The 16,217-nt window shown below is 44.6% G+C and carries 17 protein-coding genes; 5 read left to right on the top strand and 12 right to left on the bottom strand.

Translation table 11 applies throughout. The features are described from left to right. Positions 1 to 68 precede the first annotated feature (68 nt). Positions 69 to 572 (bottom strand): DUF2938 domain-containing protein, encoded by a 504-nt coding sequence (locus tag R8N49_RS06970; protein WP_017635322.1) that lies wholly within the window; start codon positions 570 to 572, stop codon positions 69 to 71. A gap of 84 nt (positions 573 to 656) precedes the next feature. Between R8N49_RS06970 and R8N49_RS06965 the strand changes: the two genes are divergently transcribed. Continuing rightward, positions 657 to 1,064, top strand: a complete 408-nt coding sequence (locus tag R8N49_RS06965; protein ID WP_021707542.1) for a helix-turn-helix domain-containing protein — start codon at positions 657 to 659, stop codon at positions 1,062 to 1,064. A gap of 72 nt (positions 1,065 to 1,136) precedes the next feature. Here R8N49_RS06965 and def read toward each other — a convergent pair whose 3' ends face one another. The 5 genes from def to R8N49_RS06940 all read right to left on the bottom strand — a co-directional run bounded on the left by def (position 1,137) and on the right by R8N49_RS06940 (position 6,610). After that, positions 1,137 to 1,643, bottom strand: coding sequence for a peptide deformylase (gene def, locus R8N49_RS06960; RefSeq protein ID WP_017635324.1), 507 nt, complete (start codon positions 1,641 to 1,643; stop codon positions 1,137 to 1,139). 234 nt (positions 1,644 to 1,877) lie between these two features. Beyond that, a complete protein-coding gene (locus R8N49_RS06955) occupies positions 1,878 to 2,342 on the bottom strand; it encodes an ABZJ_00895 family protein (RefSeq protein WP_017635325.1) in 465 nt (154 codons plus the stop codon). A gap of 538 nt (positions 2,343 to 2,880) precedes the next feature. Beyond that, positions 2,881 to 4,326, bottom strand: coding sequence for an AGE family epimerase/isomerase (locus R8N49_RS06950; RefSeq protein WP_186585350.1), 1,446 nt, complete (start codon positions 4,324 to 4,326; stop codon positions 2,881 to 2,883). A gap of 113 nt (positions 4,327 to 4,439) precedes the next feature. After that, positions 4,440 to 4,976 (bottom strand): AAA family ATPase, encoded by a 537-nt coding sequence (locus tag R8N49_RS06945; RefSeq protein WP_186585351.1) that lies wholly within the window; start codon positions 4,974 to 4,976, stop codon positions 4,440 to 4,442. Positions 4,977 to 5,266: 290 nt separating this feature from the next. Then, the gene (locus R8N49_RS06940) at positions 5,267 to 6,610 is read right to left on the bottom strand and encodes a magnesium transporter (RefSeq protein ID WP_186585352.1); all 1,344 of its coding nucleotides are present in this window, start codon (positions 6,608 to 6,610) and stop codon (positions 5,267 to 5,269) included. A 215-nt stretch (positions 6,611 to 6,825) separates the two neighbouring features. Between R8N49_RS06940 and R8N49_RS06935 the strand changes: the two genes are divergently transcribed. Continuing rightward, positions 6,826 to 7,701 (top strand): universal stress protein, encoded by an 876-nt coding sequence (locus R8N49_RS06935; protein ID WP_186585353.1) that lies wholly within the window; start codon positions 6,826 to 6,828, stop codon positions 7,699 to 7,701. Positions 7,702 to 7,744: 43 nt separating this feature from the next. Here R8N49_RS06935 and R8N49_RS06930 read toward each other — a convergent pair whose 3' ends face one another. Together R8N49_RS06930 and R8N49_RS06925 are read right to left on the bottom strand one after the other, a co-directional pair. Next, positions 7,745 to 8,134, bottom strand: coding sequence for a MazG nucleotide pyrophosphohydrolase domain-containing protein (locus R8N49_RS06930; protein ID WP_047101463.1), 390 nt, complete (start codon positions 8,132 to 8,134; stop codon positions 7,745 to 7,747). 26 nt (positions 8,135 to 8,160) lie between these two features. Beyond that, positions 8,161 to 8,589: a PaaI family thioesterase gene (locus tag R8N49_RS06925; protein ID WP_258490069.1), complete on the bottom strand. Its 429-nt coding sequence runs from the start codon at positions 8,587 to 8,589 to the stop codon at positions 8,161 to 8,163. 211 nt (positions 8,590 to 8,800) lie between these two features. Between R8N49_RS06925 and gloA the strand changes: the two genes are divergently transcribed. Both gloA and R8N49_RS06915 read left to right on the top strand, forming a co-directional pair. Further along, positions 8,801 to 9,187, top strand: coding sequence for a lactoylglutathione lyase (gene gloA / locus R8N49_RS06920; protein ID WP_005376490.1), 387 nt, complete (start codon positions 8,801 to 8,803; stop codon positions 9,185 to 9,187). A gap of 11 nt (positions 9,188 to 9,198) precedes the next feature. Beyond that, positions 9,199 to 10,299: an alkene reductase gene (locus R8N49_RS06915; protein ID WP_085569064.1), complete on the top strand. Its 1,101-nt coding sequence runs from the start codon at positions 9,199 to 9,201 to the stop codon at positions 10,297 to 10,299. Positions 10,300 to 10,416: 117 nt separating this feature from the next. Here R8N49_RS06915 and R8N49_RS06910 read toward each other — a convergent pair whose 3' ends face one another. Then, positions 10,417 to 10,692: a nitrogenase-stabilizing/protective protein NifW gene (locus tag R8N49_RS06910; RefSeq protein WP_053307639.1), complete on the bottom strand. Its 276-nt coding sequence runs from the start codon at positions 10,690 to 10,692 to the stop codon at positions 10,417 to 10,419. A gap of 241 nt (positions 10,693 to 10,933) precedes the next feature. On the opposite strand from R8N49_RS06910, the gene R8N49_RS06905 reads away from it, so the two are divergent. After that, entirely contained in the window at positions 10,934 to 12,784 is a 1,851-nt protein-coding gene (locus tag R8N49_RS06905; RefSeq protein ID WP_238843622.1) for an acyltransferase family protein, read from the top strand. A 79-nt stretch (positions 12,785 to 12,863) separates the two neighbouring features. Here R8N49_RS06905 and R8N49_RS06900 read toward each other — a convergent pair whose 3' ends face one another. From R8N49_RS06900 to katG, 3 genes are all read right to left on the bottom strand, one after another. Continuing rightward, positions 12,864 to 13,334 (bottom strand): RES family NAD+ phosphorylase, encoded by a 471-nt coding sequence (locus R8N49_RS06900; RefSeq protein ID WP_318189905.1) that lies wholly within the window; start codon positions 13,332 to 13,334, stop codon positions 12,864 to 12,866. Position 13,335: 1 nt separating this feature from the next. Further along, positions 13,336 to 13,788 (bottom strand): antitoxin Xre/MbcA/ParS toxin-binding domain-containing protein, encoded by a 453-nt coding sequence (locus R8N49_RS06895; RefSeq protein ID WP_158155968.1) that lies wholly within the window; start codon positions 13,786 to 13,788, stop codon positions 13,336 to 13,338. A 177-nt stretch (positions 13,789 to 13,965) separates the two neighbouring features. Next, positions 13,966 to 16,137 (bottom strand): catalase/peroxidase HPI, encoded by a 2,172-nt coding sequence (gene katG / locus R8N49_RS06890; RefSeq protein ID WP_258490075.1) that lies wholly within the window; start codon positions 16,135 to 16,137, stop codon positions 13,966 to 13,968. Positions 16,138 to 16,217: the final 80 nt, after the last annotated feature.

The raw sequence follows: 16,217 nt of genomic DNA, 5'->3' as shown, positions 1-16,217 counted from the left end.
AGCGCAAAAACAACCAAGAGTTGAGCATCATAGATAAAAACCACTCGTTTGCATGATGCTCATGTTCTCTATGCAAAATACTGGCTCGTAACTTTGATTGCAAACCCGGCTATGAATAAACCCAAACCAAAACCCAAATGCGCCAATGTGCTAAGAAAACGGGCTTTCCAAGGTGTTGGGGTTTTACTCGCAGCAAAACCAAATCCTAGACAAGGTTGAATGACCAAAAATGGGAAGATCAACGTTACCACGCCTGTAATTAAGCTGGGCATTAGACTGGGCTCTACCAACCAATGATGACCAAAAACAGTAACGTGAGCCAAAGCGAAAGTAACGCCGATGGCATAATGAAAAAACCAGCCCAGTGACTTTTCTCCCGGCATCGCCTCCGACGCCATAATTGGCGCATGCATAAACTTTCCTTGGGGCATGTACAAAACCCAGCGCGCAACCAACGCATAGTTTAATGAAGGAATTCCAAACACTCTCCTTTGTAACCATGCCCATAAATCCATTATCAAAGTGGCACCAATCCCTATTAGCACCGCTTGCAATCCCATTAAAAGCAGCATTTTTCTCTCCTCAAGTTTTTGATTTGTTAAGGTCTTAGTTACATGCTACAACTTAAAGCCAACTTGAAGTCAATGGGGAATAATATGGATATTGCAGAAGTGGTTAGAAAATCAGGATTGCCGACTTCAACGCTCAGGTACTACGAACAGCTGGGGTTAATTCGCTCGATAGGAAGGAATGGATTGAGACGCCAATATTCACCAGAGGTACTCAATACACTCAATTTAATTAGTTTGGGGCGTATCGCTGGAATATCGCTTAACGAAATGGCAGAAATGTTGAATCAATCAGAAGTTTCAAAGCCATATATCGATCGTGACTTACTAACAAAAAAGGCACTTGAGATTGATGAGCAAATAAAACGTTTGAAAGCGGTGCGAGACAGCCTAAACCATGTTGCCACCTGCCCTCATGAGTCACATATGGACTGTTCTTCATTTCAAAGGCTTATGAAGGTCGTAAAGCGTTATGTCCCCCAAAAACAGAGATAAACCGCTCTCACTACCTTCCTATTCTTGATTTAAAAGGAAGTAACTCGACATGGAGGGTTACTTCCTCTCATATTACTTAGCTTTCGCTTTTACGTACTTCTTCACTTTTTTCATCGCCATTTTTTGCTTCAGCGGTGAAAGGTAATCAATGAACAAGTTACCAGATAGGTGATCAATTTCGTGCTGCATCACAATCGCCAAGAACTCATCGCTCTCGATTGTAATCGGGTTGCCATCACGGTCTAGTGCAGAAACAACAACTGACGTGTAACGCTCTACATCTGCGTAGTACTCAGGAACAGAGAGGCATCCCTCTTGACCAAGTGCTTTGTTTTCTCCGCTCACCACTTCTGGGTTAACCAAGATTAAAGGATCATTGCGTTCGTCAGAGATATCGATGACAACAACCGCCTCTTTTCTGCCTACTTGGGTTGAAGCTAAACCGATACCATTGCCCGTTGCGTAAAGTGTTTCTAGCATATCGTCTATCAGCGTTTGTACTGTCGATACATCAGTGACTTTTTCTGCTTTTACTTTAAGCCTTGGATCTGGAATGGAGAGAATTTCGAGGACTGCCATACTTACCTTTCATATCTATAAATCGTAATTCGTGGCGAATTATACACACGTTTCTCGATACATAAACCTGCTAAGCTATCTTGCGCACAAGGCATAAACCATTAACTCAAACGACAACACAATAAATGGGTTTGCCTTTTAAACAAAAAATCCTACAAACAGGAAACTAAAACGCCAGCACATTATGGCTGGCGTCTTGTCATGATCCTAATTGAATCGTTTGTTGTATTTTATCTACTGACTTTCCTTGGCTTTGAGTAACACTCTAATCGCCATTTTCTCACCACTTTTTAAAATTAAGTAGGCGATGCCAATCGTTATTAGCATTATGATAGCAATAAAAATACTTACCCCACCGAGCTCAGATAATAAATAAAACGGAGAAATATCTAACGACATTAAGATAAGAGAGAACACTACCAAACTTGCTAAAGTCCACAGTAAAACAGCATACCATCTTGTTTTTGATGGCATTACATCTCCAGTCTTGTAGCCGAAGTAATAACCAACACTCATGGCTGGGATTAACGTGCTAAGAAAGCCTGTACCACTCATTTCTATCCCAACAATATATTCAATGGCCAACAGCAATGCAGCCCAACAAACGGACGCCAGACACAACAGAGACGTAACAAGAAGTACCGATGGTGGCTGGTTTATTTCTGATTCTGAATAGTTATTTTTTAATTCCACTTTCATTTCTTTCCATTTATTTGAATAAAATAAGCGTTTTAGATCATGCTTCCGCTTGGACAACCTAGAGAAACAACACCACAAGAAATACAACTTGTAGCTTTTTAAATAGTTTTATTTTCATTTAACCTAGATTCCAACTAACTGTTATTTTTAATAACTAAACCCTCTCTCTCAAATTGTATATTCAATAAGTTTACTCATATGGACCCAGTGCAACCATGTTAATACGTTCTATGTATCAGAAACAATTCATTTATTTCCAATGACACTAGTGAGATCATGCGACGTGATTGGAATCTCACTTAAGTTTTCATGGACCTATAGCGCTGAAAATTGAAGCCTCTACCTGTCATAGAATAAAAAGCCGTCAAAACCAGTTGGTTCTGACGGCTTTTTATAAGTGCCCAGGGATCATTACCTACACAATTACTGCTTGAAGCTTATCTAGTGACAGACCTAGATAGCTAATAGTCATCCTTGCTATCGGAGGACTTTATTGGCTTTTACGCGGACTTTAACTAACACATCACCATCGACCAACCTAAGGTCGAATATTGGTGAATGTCGCGATGGTGACTCCATCACTTTGTGACGACAACGATTTTACGTCTGCGCTAAAGTAATATGGATTAAGTGGCATTTTACTCTCGGCTAGTCGCGCGTAGTAAAGCTTGGCGGGCTGTTTTGCCATTTGTTGCGCGTACAAATACCCGACCAACGCATGTTCAAACTGGTGGTAACCATTTCCCCAATGGAACGCTTTGGTTGACTTAGGACTCAGACCGACTCCTCCATATTGATGATCCACCCATACGTCCATAAAAGTGGGTAACGTGTATTGAAGCGTTTCTTTCATCGAACCATCGACAAGAGAAACTGTCATTGCCGCTTGATCGAGCTCTGCCCATTCCCAAGACGAGCTATAGTGCTTGTATGGTCTTGATTGCCAAGCAGGAATGCTCTCTTGCGTCCATTTACTCTGCCATTCTGGTGAGAAAAGCGCTTTGACTTGCTCAAAGTTTTGCTGGTATTGCGCTTGCTTAAGCGTGTGTTTCATTCCTTTGAAACCAAACTCTGTCCACTTTGAATTTTCCAACAACTGACCTGTCAGATACGTCATCCAATACGCCTTGATGGTGTGTCCAAAATCATTGTGTTTCGCATTTGGCATCATTACCGCTTTGTGGTGTATCGCGCCATAAAAGCGCTGCTCTTTGACGGAATGGTAGTTATCTATCATCACTTGCGTCAGCCACTCCAGATCTTGTTTCCACTTGGCTTGCGCTGGTTCTGGTAAAAGTGGCGCCGTTAACAACAGGTAGCCATTAATTTGGTCAAGTTGAGCGACTAACTCTTGCTGCTTCGCACTTTCCCCATCACCGTCTTTCAAAACCCAAGCCAGACCGCGATCATCGCTTCGTCGGTATTGTTTAAATATAAACGCTTGCTGGTCGATAAGCGCTTGTTCGACCTTTGGATCTTGCGTTAAGTAGTAGTACATCGCCAACCCCACCAAGGCGTAAGCTTGGTCTTGAGAAGTTCGTTGTTGCCACTCCATCCCCGGTTTTCCACTACGCGTAAAGCTCACGAAGCCGCCGTTTTTCTCATCTTGTAGATGATCAATCAGGTAATAAGCCCCTTTCTTTGCCAACTCTAATGCTTGCTTGTCACCCGTAAGATGAAAAAGTACGCCATAAGCGTAAGTTTGGCGCGATTTCATGCGGGTGTATTCGCGATCGAAGTGCGGGCTAATCCACCCTTTGTTTAATTCTTCACACGGCTTTTGTGGGTCGAGAATGACACCGTTATCACAACGAAAAGTCGGAAAATTCCCCGCAGGTTGTCCATGCGCGCTTTCCATCATCCAATATGGGGCTAGGCCATTCGTCACATGGTTTAACCAATCATCCCCCGAAGGCAGGCCTACATCAGCAAAGCTGCTCATGCTCGTCGTTGCGAGCAATAAGGTAAGATATTTAAAAGACATAACACTCAATTAAGTTATTGAATTTTATCCAGTATAAATAACTCCCTTTACGCATATTGTCGTCGTGGTCACAATCGCCTTACGCATTTGTTTGCATCAATCATCTTTCAGCCTTACTCGATGATTGAGCCGCGAATAAACGCTACTCTGTCTTCGACTGACATTTTGGGCACTTCGATCAATTGATAACCAAATTTGTGATAAGCGCTGGCCATCTGTTGATACGTAGCCACCGCTTCAGAAAAATCTTGCTTTCGCTCTTCGTCGTTGCTGAATATCGATGCCCAAGGTGGAAAAATGAATACTTGAGAATGATAACGAAGCGTCTGGCAATGCGTGATGAGCTCATGCGAGATTGGCAGTTGTTCCAACTTACTGTAGCCATATACGTCCACAATACTGCGATCAAAAAACACATTCCCTTGGTGGACATTGAAAGCTCGGTAATTGCTCACTTCTGCCTTCATCATTTCGTCTCGAAAAGCTTGTTTGTCATTCCAAGGTAATGCTGAACCGTGATTGGCAACCTGCGTTTGTATTATTTGACGGCCGGTTTCTGGCGCGCAGATAAAGCCTTGTGTTTTTAGTTGTTCGATAACCGAGGTTTTTCCTGCACCGGGACCACCAGTGAATACAATGAGTTTGTTCAAAATCTTTTCCTTATTTTTTGTTTGAGTGAAGTAATGCGTGTACAGCCAAGAAAATGGGCATCATCTGGCGTTTGAAATTGGAATTTGGCACGCTAACGTTAAGCGAGGATCGGTAGTGGGAAATTTGGGGAATAGAACTGAGCAGTGAAGAGATTTACAAAGTAAGAACCGAAACGACGTGTTCATCGGTTATGGAAAACGGAGGAATGCTGAGCGAAGCAAGCTCGCCCAAAATACTGGGTTGGGAAATGGTGCGATTGGTTCTGCTGGTTAACGCGTCAATTGGATATCTATATCAAGAAAATGGCACCTAAGCCTAAGAACGCAAAGAAACCGACGACATCGGTAACGGTCGTCAATACTACCGAGCCAGCCACGGCGGGGTCAATGTTAAACTTCTTCAACGTGAATGGTATCAACGTACCCGATGCCGCGGCCGCCAAACTATTGAGGAAAATGGCACAGCAAATAATAAGTGCCAATGGCCAAGAATCAAACACCATATAAACGACACCCGCGATCACCAATCCCATAATTAAACCATTAATGGTGGCGATTTTTAATTCCTTATTCACCAATAGCTTCAAGTTACTTTGGTGCAAGTGGTTTAGTGCGATACCTCGAATGGCCACCGCTAAGGTTTGGCTACCCGCGATGCCGCCCATGCTCGCCACGACAGGCATTAAGATCGCAAGCGCAACGACCTGCTCGACCACATTATCAAAAAGCCCAATGATGGCGGAGGCTACGAAAGCGGTCAGCAAGTTAATCACCAACCAAAGTGCTCTTAGCCTTGTCGCCACGCTTAATGGTGTGAACAAATCTTCTTCGCTTCGTACGTTTTCTGCCACTACGGCTTGCAGGCTGAGTTCGCGCAACGTAATCGCAATGGTCGCCATCGACAAGACGCCCATAATTTTGCCACCAGCCATGATAGGAAACCAATGTGCTCCACCATCAATCGAGACTTGTTTGCTGACGCTTTGAATCGTTTGAATATCTTCTAGAATTGGCGTAACTACGGTCAAGTCGGTAAGTTTGATATGATTCTCGTGCAGCAACAGGGTTTGCGGCTCTATCGTACCAATCACACCACTTGCATCACGCACAATAATCAACCGCACTGGACTTTGCCCGCGTTTTAGCAGCTCGGTTTTGATGCCTCCTACGCTGTTTTTAGGGTTTGCGACCAGAAAGTGAGGCTCGGCATAACGTCCAACTTTGTTGTCTTCATACGACAATGCTTGTTGGATATGCGCGACAGACTCTTCACTTTGATCAATAAGGTATTCATCTACAAATTCGGTCGGTAGAAAGTCCGCAAAGATGATCAGTTCTGAATCCGTTATGTACGTCAAGCGTTCATGTTGTAAGTCTTTATTGAGTGATTGATGAATGTGCTTGGCGGTGTCGTATCGGAGCAAATTTAATACCGTCCAATACTTCTCAGGCGGCACTGCTTCTATGACACGTTTACGGTAAGCAATGTTGACCGATTCCAAAATGTTCGCAATCTGTGCTTCTTGATAGTCTTTCAAAAAGCTCAAGTCTTCGGTCGATTCTATCGCTTTAATGATCTCAGCAAGCAAATGTGGCACTTTGCGGTTAATTTGCAATTGGTTGGAATCTATCATTACTTTTACCTATAGCTTTCACTACCACATTCGCCGCATTGACGATATGTGCTATCCGAAGGCATGAATTCTTGATGTTAAAATTCTAGGCGATAGTTGACTTAATTGCGGAATTTATATTTCGCTCGCAGAAACAAAACGCCTCTGCATCAGTTCATGGTATAGACTTGAATGTGTGTCAGGCTCATTCGCCTTGTTTGATAATGGAGTAATCAATGGCACCTGTATTTTTTCTGACTCAGCAGGCCGCCTTACCAAGTCGTAAGGTGCTTCGTAAAGTGATTCAATTTTCGACAGCGTTGGCTCAGCCTATTGTGGTTTTAGTGGAAGACCATCGCCGAAGTGAAGATCACGCATTCGCTCATTTTCTCAGTTTCAACTCTGACCATATAAAAAAAAGACAAGCTGAGTTTGAAGCTTGGACCTTAAAGTTCAACGCATTAGTTGTCGAACTTTGTGAAGAAGAAGAGCTTGAAACACCAACGCTCTCTTACGAGCATTTCAAAGGGAGCCATTGGGTTGAGCAAGTTGCGAAACGACTTGTTGACCACACTGACTTACTGCTCGTGGGACACTTTAACAAACACGAGATTCAAACGATGCTCACAGAACTAGCACAACAAGATTGCGACTTGTTGCTACTGAGTGAGCGTTCATGGCCTTCTCACGCCAACATGCTTTGTGCAATCGACCCACTTCATCGAGGGGATGAAAAGTCGATAGTAGATAAAGCCATCGTCTCGCGAGGCTCAAAATTAGAACAAACCTTAAGCGGGAAAATGACGCTCGTTTACTGCCGATACGTCGCGCCATACCTCTCTCGCTATCGTGCAGAGATATTAAGCAATCAAAAAGCAGGCATTACAGATTTTATTACTGCGCAAAAGTTAACGCGAGTTCCATTACTATTACCGGAAGGAAACCCTGAAACGGCGTTACCAAAAGCAGTTAAGCAATCACAAGCAGCGATTTTGATTATGGGTGCATGTAAACGAAGCATGTCATCCCAATTTTGGTCTGGCAGCACTGTAGACACGTTACTTGACCAACCACCTTGTGACCTACTGTTGGTCAACAGCTCCAAGGGCTGACTAGGTATTCCCTATTAACCTATCCTTTCAATACCAAGCGCAGTTATTGGCTCTTTACATCTTCTAACTGCGCGGCTTCATGTTCCGCGTTCAAGGCTTGTTTCTGCTGCTGTTTTATCTCATCCCAACTGCGTCCCGATTCAATCGCAGATACACGCTGCTCGTATTTAGTGCAGGCTCTTTCGAGTACTTTCTCAGGATCTATACCCTTTTCTCTTTCCAGCGCTTTTAATACGTTAAGGTAGTTCCACAACACATCGCCTAACTCGTCTTCCAAATGACAAAGGCGATCCTCGCGAATCTCTTCGCGGACTTCATCAACTTCTTTGCCAATGGCCTCCAGATAAGTCTCTACGCCTTTAAACCAAGTATTGGTTTGGTCATATTGAGATTTTCTCGTCGCAATTGCATACAGCTCATCAAATTTCTTCATTGCCTCTCCGTAGAACACGTTTTTATTTATGCCTTTTTAGGACGAATAAACTTCCCTTTAGCCGTCACTCTAACTTCGCTTTCGACCCGCAATTGAGCCACCAGTTGATATATACCGCGTCGTTCACCTTCACAGAGTGCGGTAATCGTGACTCGATCATCTAACTGAATAGGTGCATGGTAGCGCACATCCAACTGCGCCGTAAGGGCTTGAATGTCTCTAGATAACAAACAATGCGTCATTGCACCATCGAGAAGCGAACTGGCAATACCACCATGCAACAGGTCTGTGTAACCTTGATGACGCGATAAAACGTGAAACTCTCCGACAACAGAACCATCGGCTAGGTATTGGTAGTTCACGGCCAAAGAGTTCGGATTCACATTAATTGAAGAACAAACCGCACATTGATGATGAGATTCGTGAGTGTAATGACAATAGCTGTTTGTAGACATGATAGTTACTCGGTTTCTCAAAAGAGTAATTAGCATATGCCAACAATTAAAAAGAAACGGCGAGTAATCTTTGTTTGCATGTTGCAGGGCCAGCAACCTCGCTTTTCATAACACTAAATAATCATTTTAATAATTAACGATAATTTCCAGTTTATTTAGAGTGGCGATATGGTTTGCATAGTGATTACGCAACGTTATAAAAAGGCGACTTATGAAGTTTCTCCACACGATGATCCGTGTAGCTGACCTAGACAAATCTATCGAATTTTATACAAAAGTTCTGGGAATGAGTGTTTTGGATCGTTTTGAAAACCAAGAATACCGTTACTCACTGGTGTTTGTTGGTAACCCTGATCAACCAGATGGCGCGACCATCGAGCTAACTTATAACTGGGATACCGACAGTTACGACTTGGGTAACGCATTCGGACACATGGCACTGGGGTCTGAAGATATTTACGCCGCTTGCGAAAAAATTAAAGCGCTTGGTGGCAACGTTACTCGCGAGCCAGGTCCAATGAAAGGCGGAGAAACTCACATCGCGTTCATTAAAGATCCCGATGGTTACCAAATCGAGCTCATCCAAACTCAAAAATAACGAGGTTTCCTATGACAGACGCATTATTTCAACCCATTCAACTTGGCTCTCTCTCATTAAAAAACCGTATCGTTATGCCTCCGATGACGCGTTCTCGTGCTTCTCAACCAGGTAATATCGCTAACGACATGATGGCGACCTACTATGCTCAACGTGCTGAAGCGGGCCTAATCGTTGCTGAAGGCACACAAATTTCGCCAATGGGTCAAGGCTATGCATGGACACCAGGCATTTACAGCCCAGAGCAAATTGCTGGCTGGAAAAAAGTAACTGATGCAGTGCACGAGAAAGGCGGCACTATCTTCGCGCAATTGTGGCACGTTGGTCGTGTGACTCACCCTGATAACATTGGCGGTGAGCAACCTATTTCTTCTTCTGCGCTAAAAGCAGAAAACGTGAAAGTATTTGTCGATAACGGCACAGACGAACCGGGCTTTGTCGACGTGGTTGAGCCACGTGAAATGACCAAACAAGACATCAAGAACGTTATTGAAGAGTACCGCCAAGCCGCACTAAACGCGATAGAAGCCGGATTCGATGGTATCGAACTTCATGCAGCGAATGGCTACTTGGTCAACCAGTTTATCGATTCTGAAGCGAATAACCGCACCGATGAATACGGCGGCTCAATTGAAAACCGTCTGCGTTTTCTTGGTGAAGTGGTAGAGGCGATGACGCAAGCTATTGGCGCTGAGCGTGTTGGTGTTCGCCTTGCACCATTCACTTCGTTAAATGGCACCGTTGATAGTACGCCAGTCGAAACCTACACCGCCGCTGCAGCGCTGCTTGATAAACTCAATGTGGTTTACATTCACATTGCAGAAGTGGATTGGGACGACGCGCCAGACACTCCGCACGACTTTAAAACCGCAGTTCGTGAGGCGTATAAAGGCACACTGATCTATGCCGGTCGTTACAACGATGAAAAGGCGCAACACGCGATTGAAAGTGGTTTAGCCGACATGATTGGCTTTGGCCGTCCGTTTGTTGCAAACCCAGACTTACCAAGCCGCATCAAGCATGGCTATCCACTGGCAGAACATGACCCTGCCACATTGTTCGGCGGCGGTGAAAAAGGCTTAGTGGACTACCCTGCGTACCACGCGGGTTAATTCATCTACGTAAAGCTGATTCGCAACTCGCGATAAACCAATAGCGAAACCAAAAGAACCTTGCTCTTCCCCCTGTAACGCCAAGATGCAGGGTTCTTTTTAGGCAAGCCACCAGAATTAACGTCTTTGACAAGATGTACAACCTCGACACGCAGAGCGCGTCTTTTTACTGAGCAAACTGCGTTGTACTTTACAGTAAGCATTCTTTAAAGCACGACGACCTGAAAACCAATCATCCGGTTTAGTGAGGATTAAGTAGCCGTGAAACCTCTTAACCAACTCGGTTCGATTGTTTTCGATAAATCGGCTATCAAACTCGATGTCGAAGTAATCCAAAGCCTCTTCGATACAAGTAAAGCTGGCAATTTTTTCCTGAATCGTATTCTCTGTCATCGTTTCTTTAGCGTAATCATTTTCAATGAAGTCTAAGTTCCTCGCGCTTTACGTTCTTTGATTTAGCGCTTCTTAAGATCATTCTTTATGGGGTTTCCATATTGAAATTCAATTTGGGAATTCGTTAACCCACCTAGCATTTTCATTTTGACAATCACTTTAAGACACTGATTTAAATAAACATTATTTCTGGTTCATATTTTGCTCTACTTCATTAAACGGAATGTTGGAGCAACACTATATGACTTACAGAGCAGAAGTAGACGGATTAAGGGCGATTGCTGTCACGTTGGTGATTTTGTTTCATGCAGGAGTTGAGCAATTCGCTGGTGGCTTTATTGGCGTCGACGTGTTCTTTGTGATCAGCGGCTATTTGATCACTACCATCGTGATTAACGACTTAGAAAACCAGAAGTTCAGCCTTGGTGATTTTTATGAGCGACGCATTCGTCGCATACTCCCCCTCTTACTGGTGGTGATCGCCGTCAGCTATTTGATGTCTTGGTGGCTATTTTTGCCGCAAGCACACAAAGACGTTGGTCAGTTTGCAGTGTCTTCCATTCTTTCCGCATCCAACATTCTTCTGTATTTAAAAGGCCACAATTACTTCGGTTTAGAAGATCAAGCCAACCCGCTGTTCCACACATGGAGCTTGGGCGTTGAAGAACAGTACTACATTGTCATTCCTTTGCTACTCATGCTACTCGCTCGTGGTAAAAACGTGTTTTACCTGACTTTTTTTATCACGGTATTTGTGCTGAGTTTGATGACTATTGTCTACGCGAGCAACGATCCTGATTTCGCTTTTTACATGATCTTCTCTCGCGCTTGGGAGCTGGCAACCGGTTCATTACTCGCATTAGTGATGAGAAAAGTCCAAGTTCAATCTAACGATACTCTAGCAACCATTGGCATCGTTTTGATATTGGCTTCCGCGCTTTTGTTTGAAAAATCGCAAGATGGCGCGGGCATTACGCTGCTGGTGCCGGTCATCGGTAGCGCGTTGGTGATTTTGTTTGCCTCTAAAGGCAATGTCTGCGGTAGATTACTGAGCCTAAAGTGGGTCGTGTTCGTCGGCTTAATCAGCTACAGCTTATACTTGTGGCACATTCCATTATTTGTCTTTTACCGCTTCGTGTTGGACACAACACAAGACGTCAATATCCCGCTTTACGTTATCGCTCTTTTTGTACTGTCTTACTTCACTTGGCGCTTTATTGAAAAGCCGTTCCGTAGCCGAAAAGCCATGAGCATGCGCACTGTGTCCGCGGTTATTGTGTTGTTGACGTTGCCCTTGCTAACGTTCGGCGTTATCGGTCATCAAAACGGTGGTTTTCCAGAAAGAAGCGCATTTTTCGAGGCCATGCGCGTTAACAACGGTTATGGTTTAGATTGCAACGGCAACACCAACGTTAACGATGTGTGCTCGTCTGCGCCGCAGCCCGCCATCGCTGTGTTAGGCAATAGTCACAGCATGGTTTACGTGAAGCGTCTATCTGAAGTAACACCAACTGGCGTGGTGCAACTTACTCAAGATTCCTGTGCGGTCGGTTATGTCGACATCCTAGAAGCTGCTGGCTCAATTTCTTGCCGACAGTTCTTCAATGAGGCTGTCGATACAATTCTAAGTACCCCTTCCATTCGTCGCGTTGTTATCTCTTCTAATTTCAATAAAGAGCTTTCACAAGCCGATTATGAAGCATCATTAACCAAATTATTGAATGAACTGAAAGGAAAGGAAGTGGTCGTTTTCGGTCCAACCCCTTCTGCACCGTTTGCGGTAGGAGAATGCCTTTGGAAAGCGCGTTTGTTTGGCGAGACAGAAGAGTCTGCCTGCGACTTTTCTCCCAAACAACATCACCCTCAAAACGTGGCGAAGTTAGTGAACTACTTTGAGCAATTTGAGCACGTTGAGTTTGTCGACTTGACCGATGCCATTTGCAGAAATGGCGTATGTCGAATGAGAGTTGGAGCAAACAATGCGATGTATACGGATGACAGCCATTTATCTTACAAAGGTGCTGAGTTGGTGCTTGGGCATTACCTCAACACTACAAATGAAGCGCAACAGTTCACTTACGACCGACAATAACCAAGGAAATAAACTTTTATGCTTCAGCGTTTATCTCAGGTAAGCGCTGAATGCTTTAAAGCAAGACAAAGCTAGGCGTCTATTTGAAAATGCGCGGATCAAACGCGAAATCGAGCTTTTCGGCTTTCTTGATGATCTCTTTCATTTTGGGATGATTTGGATTCACCACGTAGTTTTTATCACGAGGTGAAATCGTTGAAGGCACTTGCAGCGCGGCAAACTCTGGATGAGGATCATTGAGAAACTGATCACCAATGTACTGCGTAGACTCGCTCGCCGGTATTGCTCGCCACGTCACAGGGAGATCTTCTTCATCTAAGGTGGCGATGAGGTATTCTGGCATTTCAATACGATATAAATCGTAAAGTTTGGTGATAGCAGGATCGTTGTTTACGTGAACAAACACTTCCAACGAGCAAAGGGATTCCGATTCAGAGAAGTAGAGGGCTTCGGTTCCTTTTGAGTTCCATCGCCCTCCAAATAACTTTGCGCCAACGGGGCTGAATGGCGTGTCAGCAAATTTCTTTTGTGTGAGACGATAGATCTTCATATTACGAGAATACCCCGTGCTCTAAACGGCCGATCAAATCTTTTACGATTTCAAAATCCACCGTGGTCGAGACCATATCAAGTGGACGTTTTCCACCTAAGCCATACACATTCTCTCTCATCCATTTTAACGCGCGCTCTTCGTCGTCAAACAACTCTGTCGCGAGTTTCAATAACATCGCTAATCGATAGATTGCATCACTCTCTTGAGTATTAAAACGCTCATCATTTTTAAGACGACGCTTAATTGTACTAACAGGAATCAGTGTCACATGTTGGAATTCACTTTGAGAAAGCCTTACTCGATCAACAATGTTCCGGTATACCTTGGGCTCAAAGCCTTTGTGAACCGCATCAATACGACCCGTTTCAGCATCTTCAATACCTAGCATAAGCCAGAAATTGGCTTTATGAGATTGTTTCGGCTTAAAGCTTTTTAATGCTGCAGTTGCCATATCAAGCTCCTATGGTTCATATGGTCTAGTTATTATGGTTCAAATGAGCTCAACTTTCAATCAAAGTAACAATCAAAGTAAAAAGACAGGTAAAGAAAAAGGCGAGCTTTGCGCCCGCCTCTCTTACTTATTCATCAACTTTGTTTACGCATCTACCGATTTGCATCGTTTCACTTACTACAAGTCAAAACGGTCGGCGTTCATGACTTTCGTCCATGCAGCGATGAAATCGTGGATGAATTTTTCCTGATTATCATCTTGCGCATACACTTCCGCGTACGAACGTAGAATCGAGTTTGAGCCAAAGACAAGATCCACTCGAGTCGCCGTCCATTTCACTTGGCCTGTTTTACGATCACGGATTTCGTACTGATTAGCACTTACCGGTTGCCACATATATGACATGTCAGTAAGGTTCACGAAGAAATCATTCGACAAAGTGCCTACTCGGTCAGTAAATACGCCCTCTTTTCCACCGCCGTAGTTACTGCCTAGAACGCGCATACCACCGATAAGTACCGTCATTTCTGGCGCCGTTAGCCCCATAAGCTGAGCACGATCTAATAAAAGCTCTTCTGGCTTAACCGCGTAGTCTTTCTTCAACCAATTTCGGAAACCGTCAGCAACAGGCTCAAGTACTTCGAACGATTCCACATCCGTCATCTCTTGGGTGGCATCACCTCGGCCTGGCGCGAATGGCACAGATACATCATGACCTGCGGCACGCGCAGCCAGTTCAATACCTACGTTACCAGCAAGCACGATAGCATCTGCAACACTACAGCCCTCTTCTGCTGCTATTTTTTCTAACACCGCAAGAACACGTCTTAGACGTTCAGGTTCGTTCCCTTGCCAATCTTTTTGCGGAGCCAAGCGAATTCTCGCGCCATTTGCACCGCCTCGGCGGTCAGAGCCACGGTAAGTACGCGCACTATCCCACGCCGTACTTACTAACTCACTAATGGATAGGCCACTTGCTTCGATTTTTGTTTTTACTAAATCAACATCGTAGTCTGTCTTACCTGCGGGCGTTGGGTCTTGCCAAATAAGATCTTCGCTTGGCACATCAGGGCCGAAATAACATGATTTTGGTCCTAGATCGCGGTGTGTCAACTTAAACCAGGCACGAGCAAAAACGTCATCAAAGTACGCAGGGTCATTTTGGAACTTTTCTGCAATCTTACGATATTCAGGGTCCATTTTGAGCGCCATATCGGCGTCGGTCATGATTGGATTGTAGCGCTTAGAACCGTCTTCAACATCGACAGGCTTGTCTTGTTCTTCAATGTCGATGGGCTCCCATTGCCACGCGCCGGCTGGGCTCTTTTTCAGTTCCCAGTCATACTTAAATAGTAGGTGGAAGTATCCGTAATCCCATTGTGTAGGGTGTGTTGTCCAAGCACCTTCAACACCACTCGTTACCGCGTCACGGCCAATGCCACGTGTTTTGTGATTAATCCAGCCAAGACCTTGCTCATGAACGTCTGCTGCTTCGGGCTCTGGGCCAAGGTTTGCGGCATCACCATTACCATGACACTTACCCACCGTGTGACCACCAGCTGTGAGCGCGACGGTTTCTTCATCGTTCATTGCCATTCGCGCAAAGGTCACTCGCATGTCATGTGCTGTTTTGAGAGGATCTGGGTTACCGTCTACCCCTTCAGGGTTCACATAGATAAGACCCATCATTACCGCAGCAAGCGGGTTTTCTAAATCTCGCTCACCAGAGTAGCGGCTGTTATCAGCGTCACTTGTGGCTAACCATTCTTGCTCAGACCCCCAGTAAGTGTCTTTTTCTGGGTGCCAGATGTCCTCTCGTCCAAACGCAAAGCCAAAGGTCTTAAAGCCCATGGATTCGTACGCCATGTTACCGGCAAGGACAATCAGGTCTGCCCAACTTAGTTTGTTGCCATATTTTTTCTTGATTGGCCATAAAAGGCGTCGAGCCTTATCGAGGTTAGCGTTATCTGGCCAAGAGTTGAGAGGAGCAAAGCGTTGGTTGCCTGTAGCAGCACCGCCACGGCCATCCGCAATACGATAACTGCCCGCTGCATGCCATGCCATTCGGATCATTAAACCACCGTAGTGTCCCCAGTCGGCAGGCCACCAGTCTTGGCTATCAGTCATTAAATCTTTTAAATCTTTTTTAAGTGCTTCGACATCTAGCTTTTTCAGTTCTTCTTTGTAATTAAAGTCCTGACCAAATGGGTTGGTTTTGGAGTCGTGTTGATGCAGGATGTCTAAGTTCAAGGCATTCGGCCACCAATCCATCACCGACTTATCTGTAGATGTTTGCCCACCATGCATAACTGGACATTTACCTACCGAACCGCCGTTTGCTTTGCTCATATAATGCTCCTTCGTGTCGTGGTTGTGGTAACCACTCTTTGTTATTCAATAAATCGAATATCCACCTCAAACAGCGTAGT

It is taken from the genome of Vibrio sp. 1978, assembly GCF_033344345.1.
The sequence above is the reverse complement of the archived record's forward strand: the minus strand, read 5'-3'. Positions and strand labels throughout refer to the sequence as shown.

Coding starts and splice junctions, on each gene's coding strand:
- R8N49_RS06970 (WP_017635322.1), bottom strand. CDS start 572: ATGCTGCTTTTAATGGGATTGCAAGCGGTGCTAATAGGGATTGGTGCC.
- R8N49_RS06965 (WP_021707542.1), top strand. CDS start 657: ATGGATATTGCAGAAGTGGTTAGAAAATCAGGATTGCCGACTTCAACG.
- def (WP_017635324.1), bottom strand. CDS start 1,643: ATGGCAGTCCTCGAAATTCTCTCCATTCCAGATCCAAGGCTTAAAGTA.
- R8N49_RS06955 (WP_017635325.1), bottom strand. CDS start 2,342: ATGAAAGTGGAATTAAAAAATAACTATTCAGAATCAGAAATAAACCAG.
- R8N49_RS06950 (WP_186585350.1), bottom strand. CDS start 4,326: ATGTCTTTTAAATATCTTACCTTATTGCTCGCAACGACGAGCATGAGC.
- R8N49_RS06940 (WP_186585352.1), bottom strand. CDS start 6,610: ATGATAGATTCCAACCAATTGCAAATTAACCGCAAAGTGCCACATTTG.
- R8N49_RS06935 (WP_186585353.1), top strand. CDS start 6,826: ATGGCACCTGTATTTTTTCTGACTCAGCAGGCCGCCTTACCAAGTCGT.
- R8N49_RS06930 (WP_047101463.1), bottom strand. CDS start 8,134: ATGAAGAAATTTGATGAGCTGTATGCAATTGCGACGAGAAAATCTCAA.
- R8N49_RS06925 (WP_258490069.1), bottom strand. CDS start 8,589: ATGTCTACAAACAGCTATTGTCATTACACTCACGAATCTCATCATCAA.
- gloA (WP_005376490.1), top strand. CDS start 8,801: ATGAAGTTTCTCCACACGATGATCCGTGTAGCTGACCTAGACAAATCT.
- R8N49_RS06915 (WP_085569064.1), top strand. CDS start 9,199: ATGACAGACGCATTATTTCAACCCATTCAACTTGGCTCTCTCTCATTA.
- R8N49_RS06910 (WP_053307639.1), bottom strand. CDS start 10,692: ATGACAGAGAATACGATTCAGGAAAAAATTGCCAGCTTTACTTGTATC.
- R8N49_RS06905 (WP_238843622.1), top strand. CDS start 10,934: ATGACTTACAGAGCAGAAGTAGACGGATTAAGGGCGATTGCTGTCACG.
- R8N49_RS06900 (WP_318189905.1), bottom strand. CDS start 13,334: ATGAAGATCTATCGTCTCACACAAAAGAAATTTGCTGACACGCCATTC.
- R8N49_RS06895 (WP_158155968.1), bottom strand. CDS start 13,788: ATGGCAACTGCAGCATTAAAAAGCTTTAAGCCGAAACAATCTCATAAA.
- katG (WP_258490075.1), bottom strand. CDS start 16,137: ATGAGCAAAGCAAACGGCGGTTCGGTAGGTAAATGTCCAGTTATGCAT.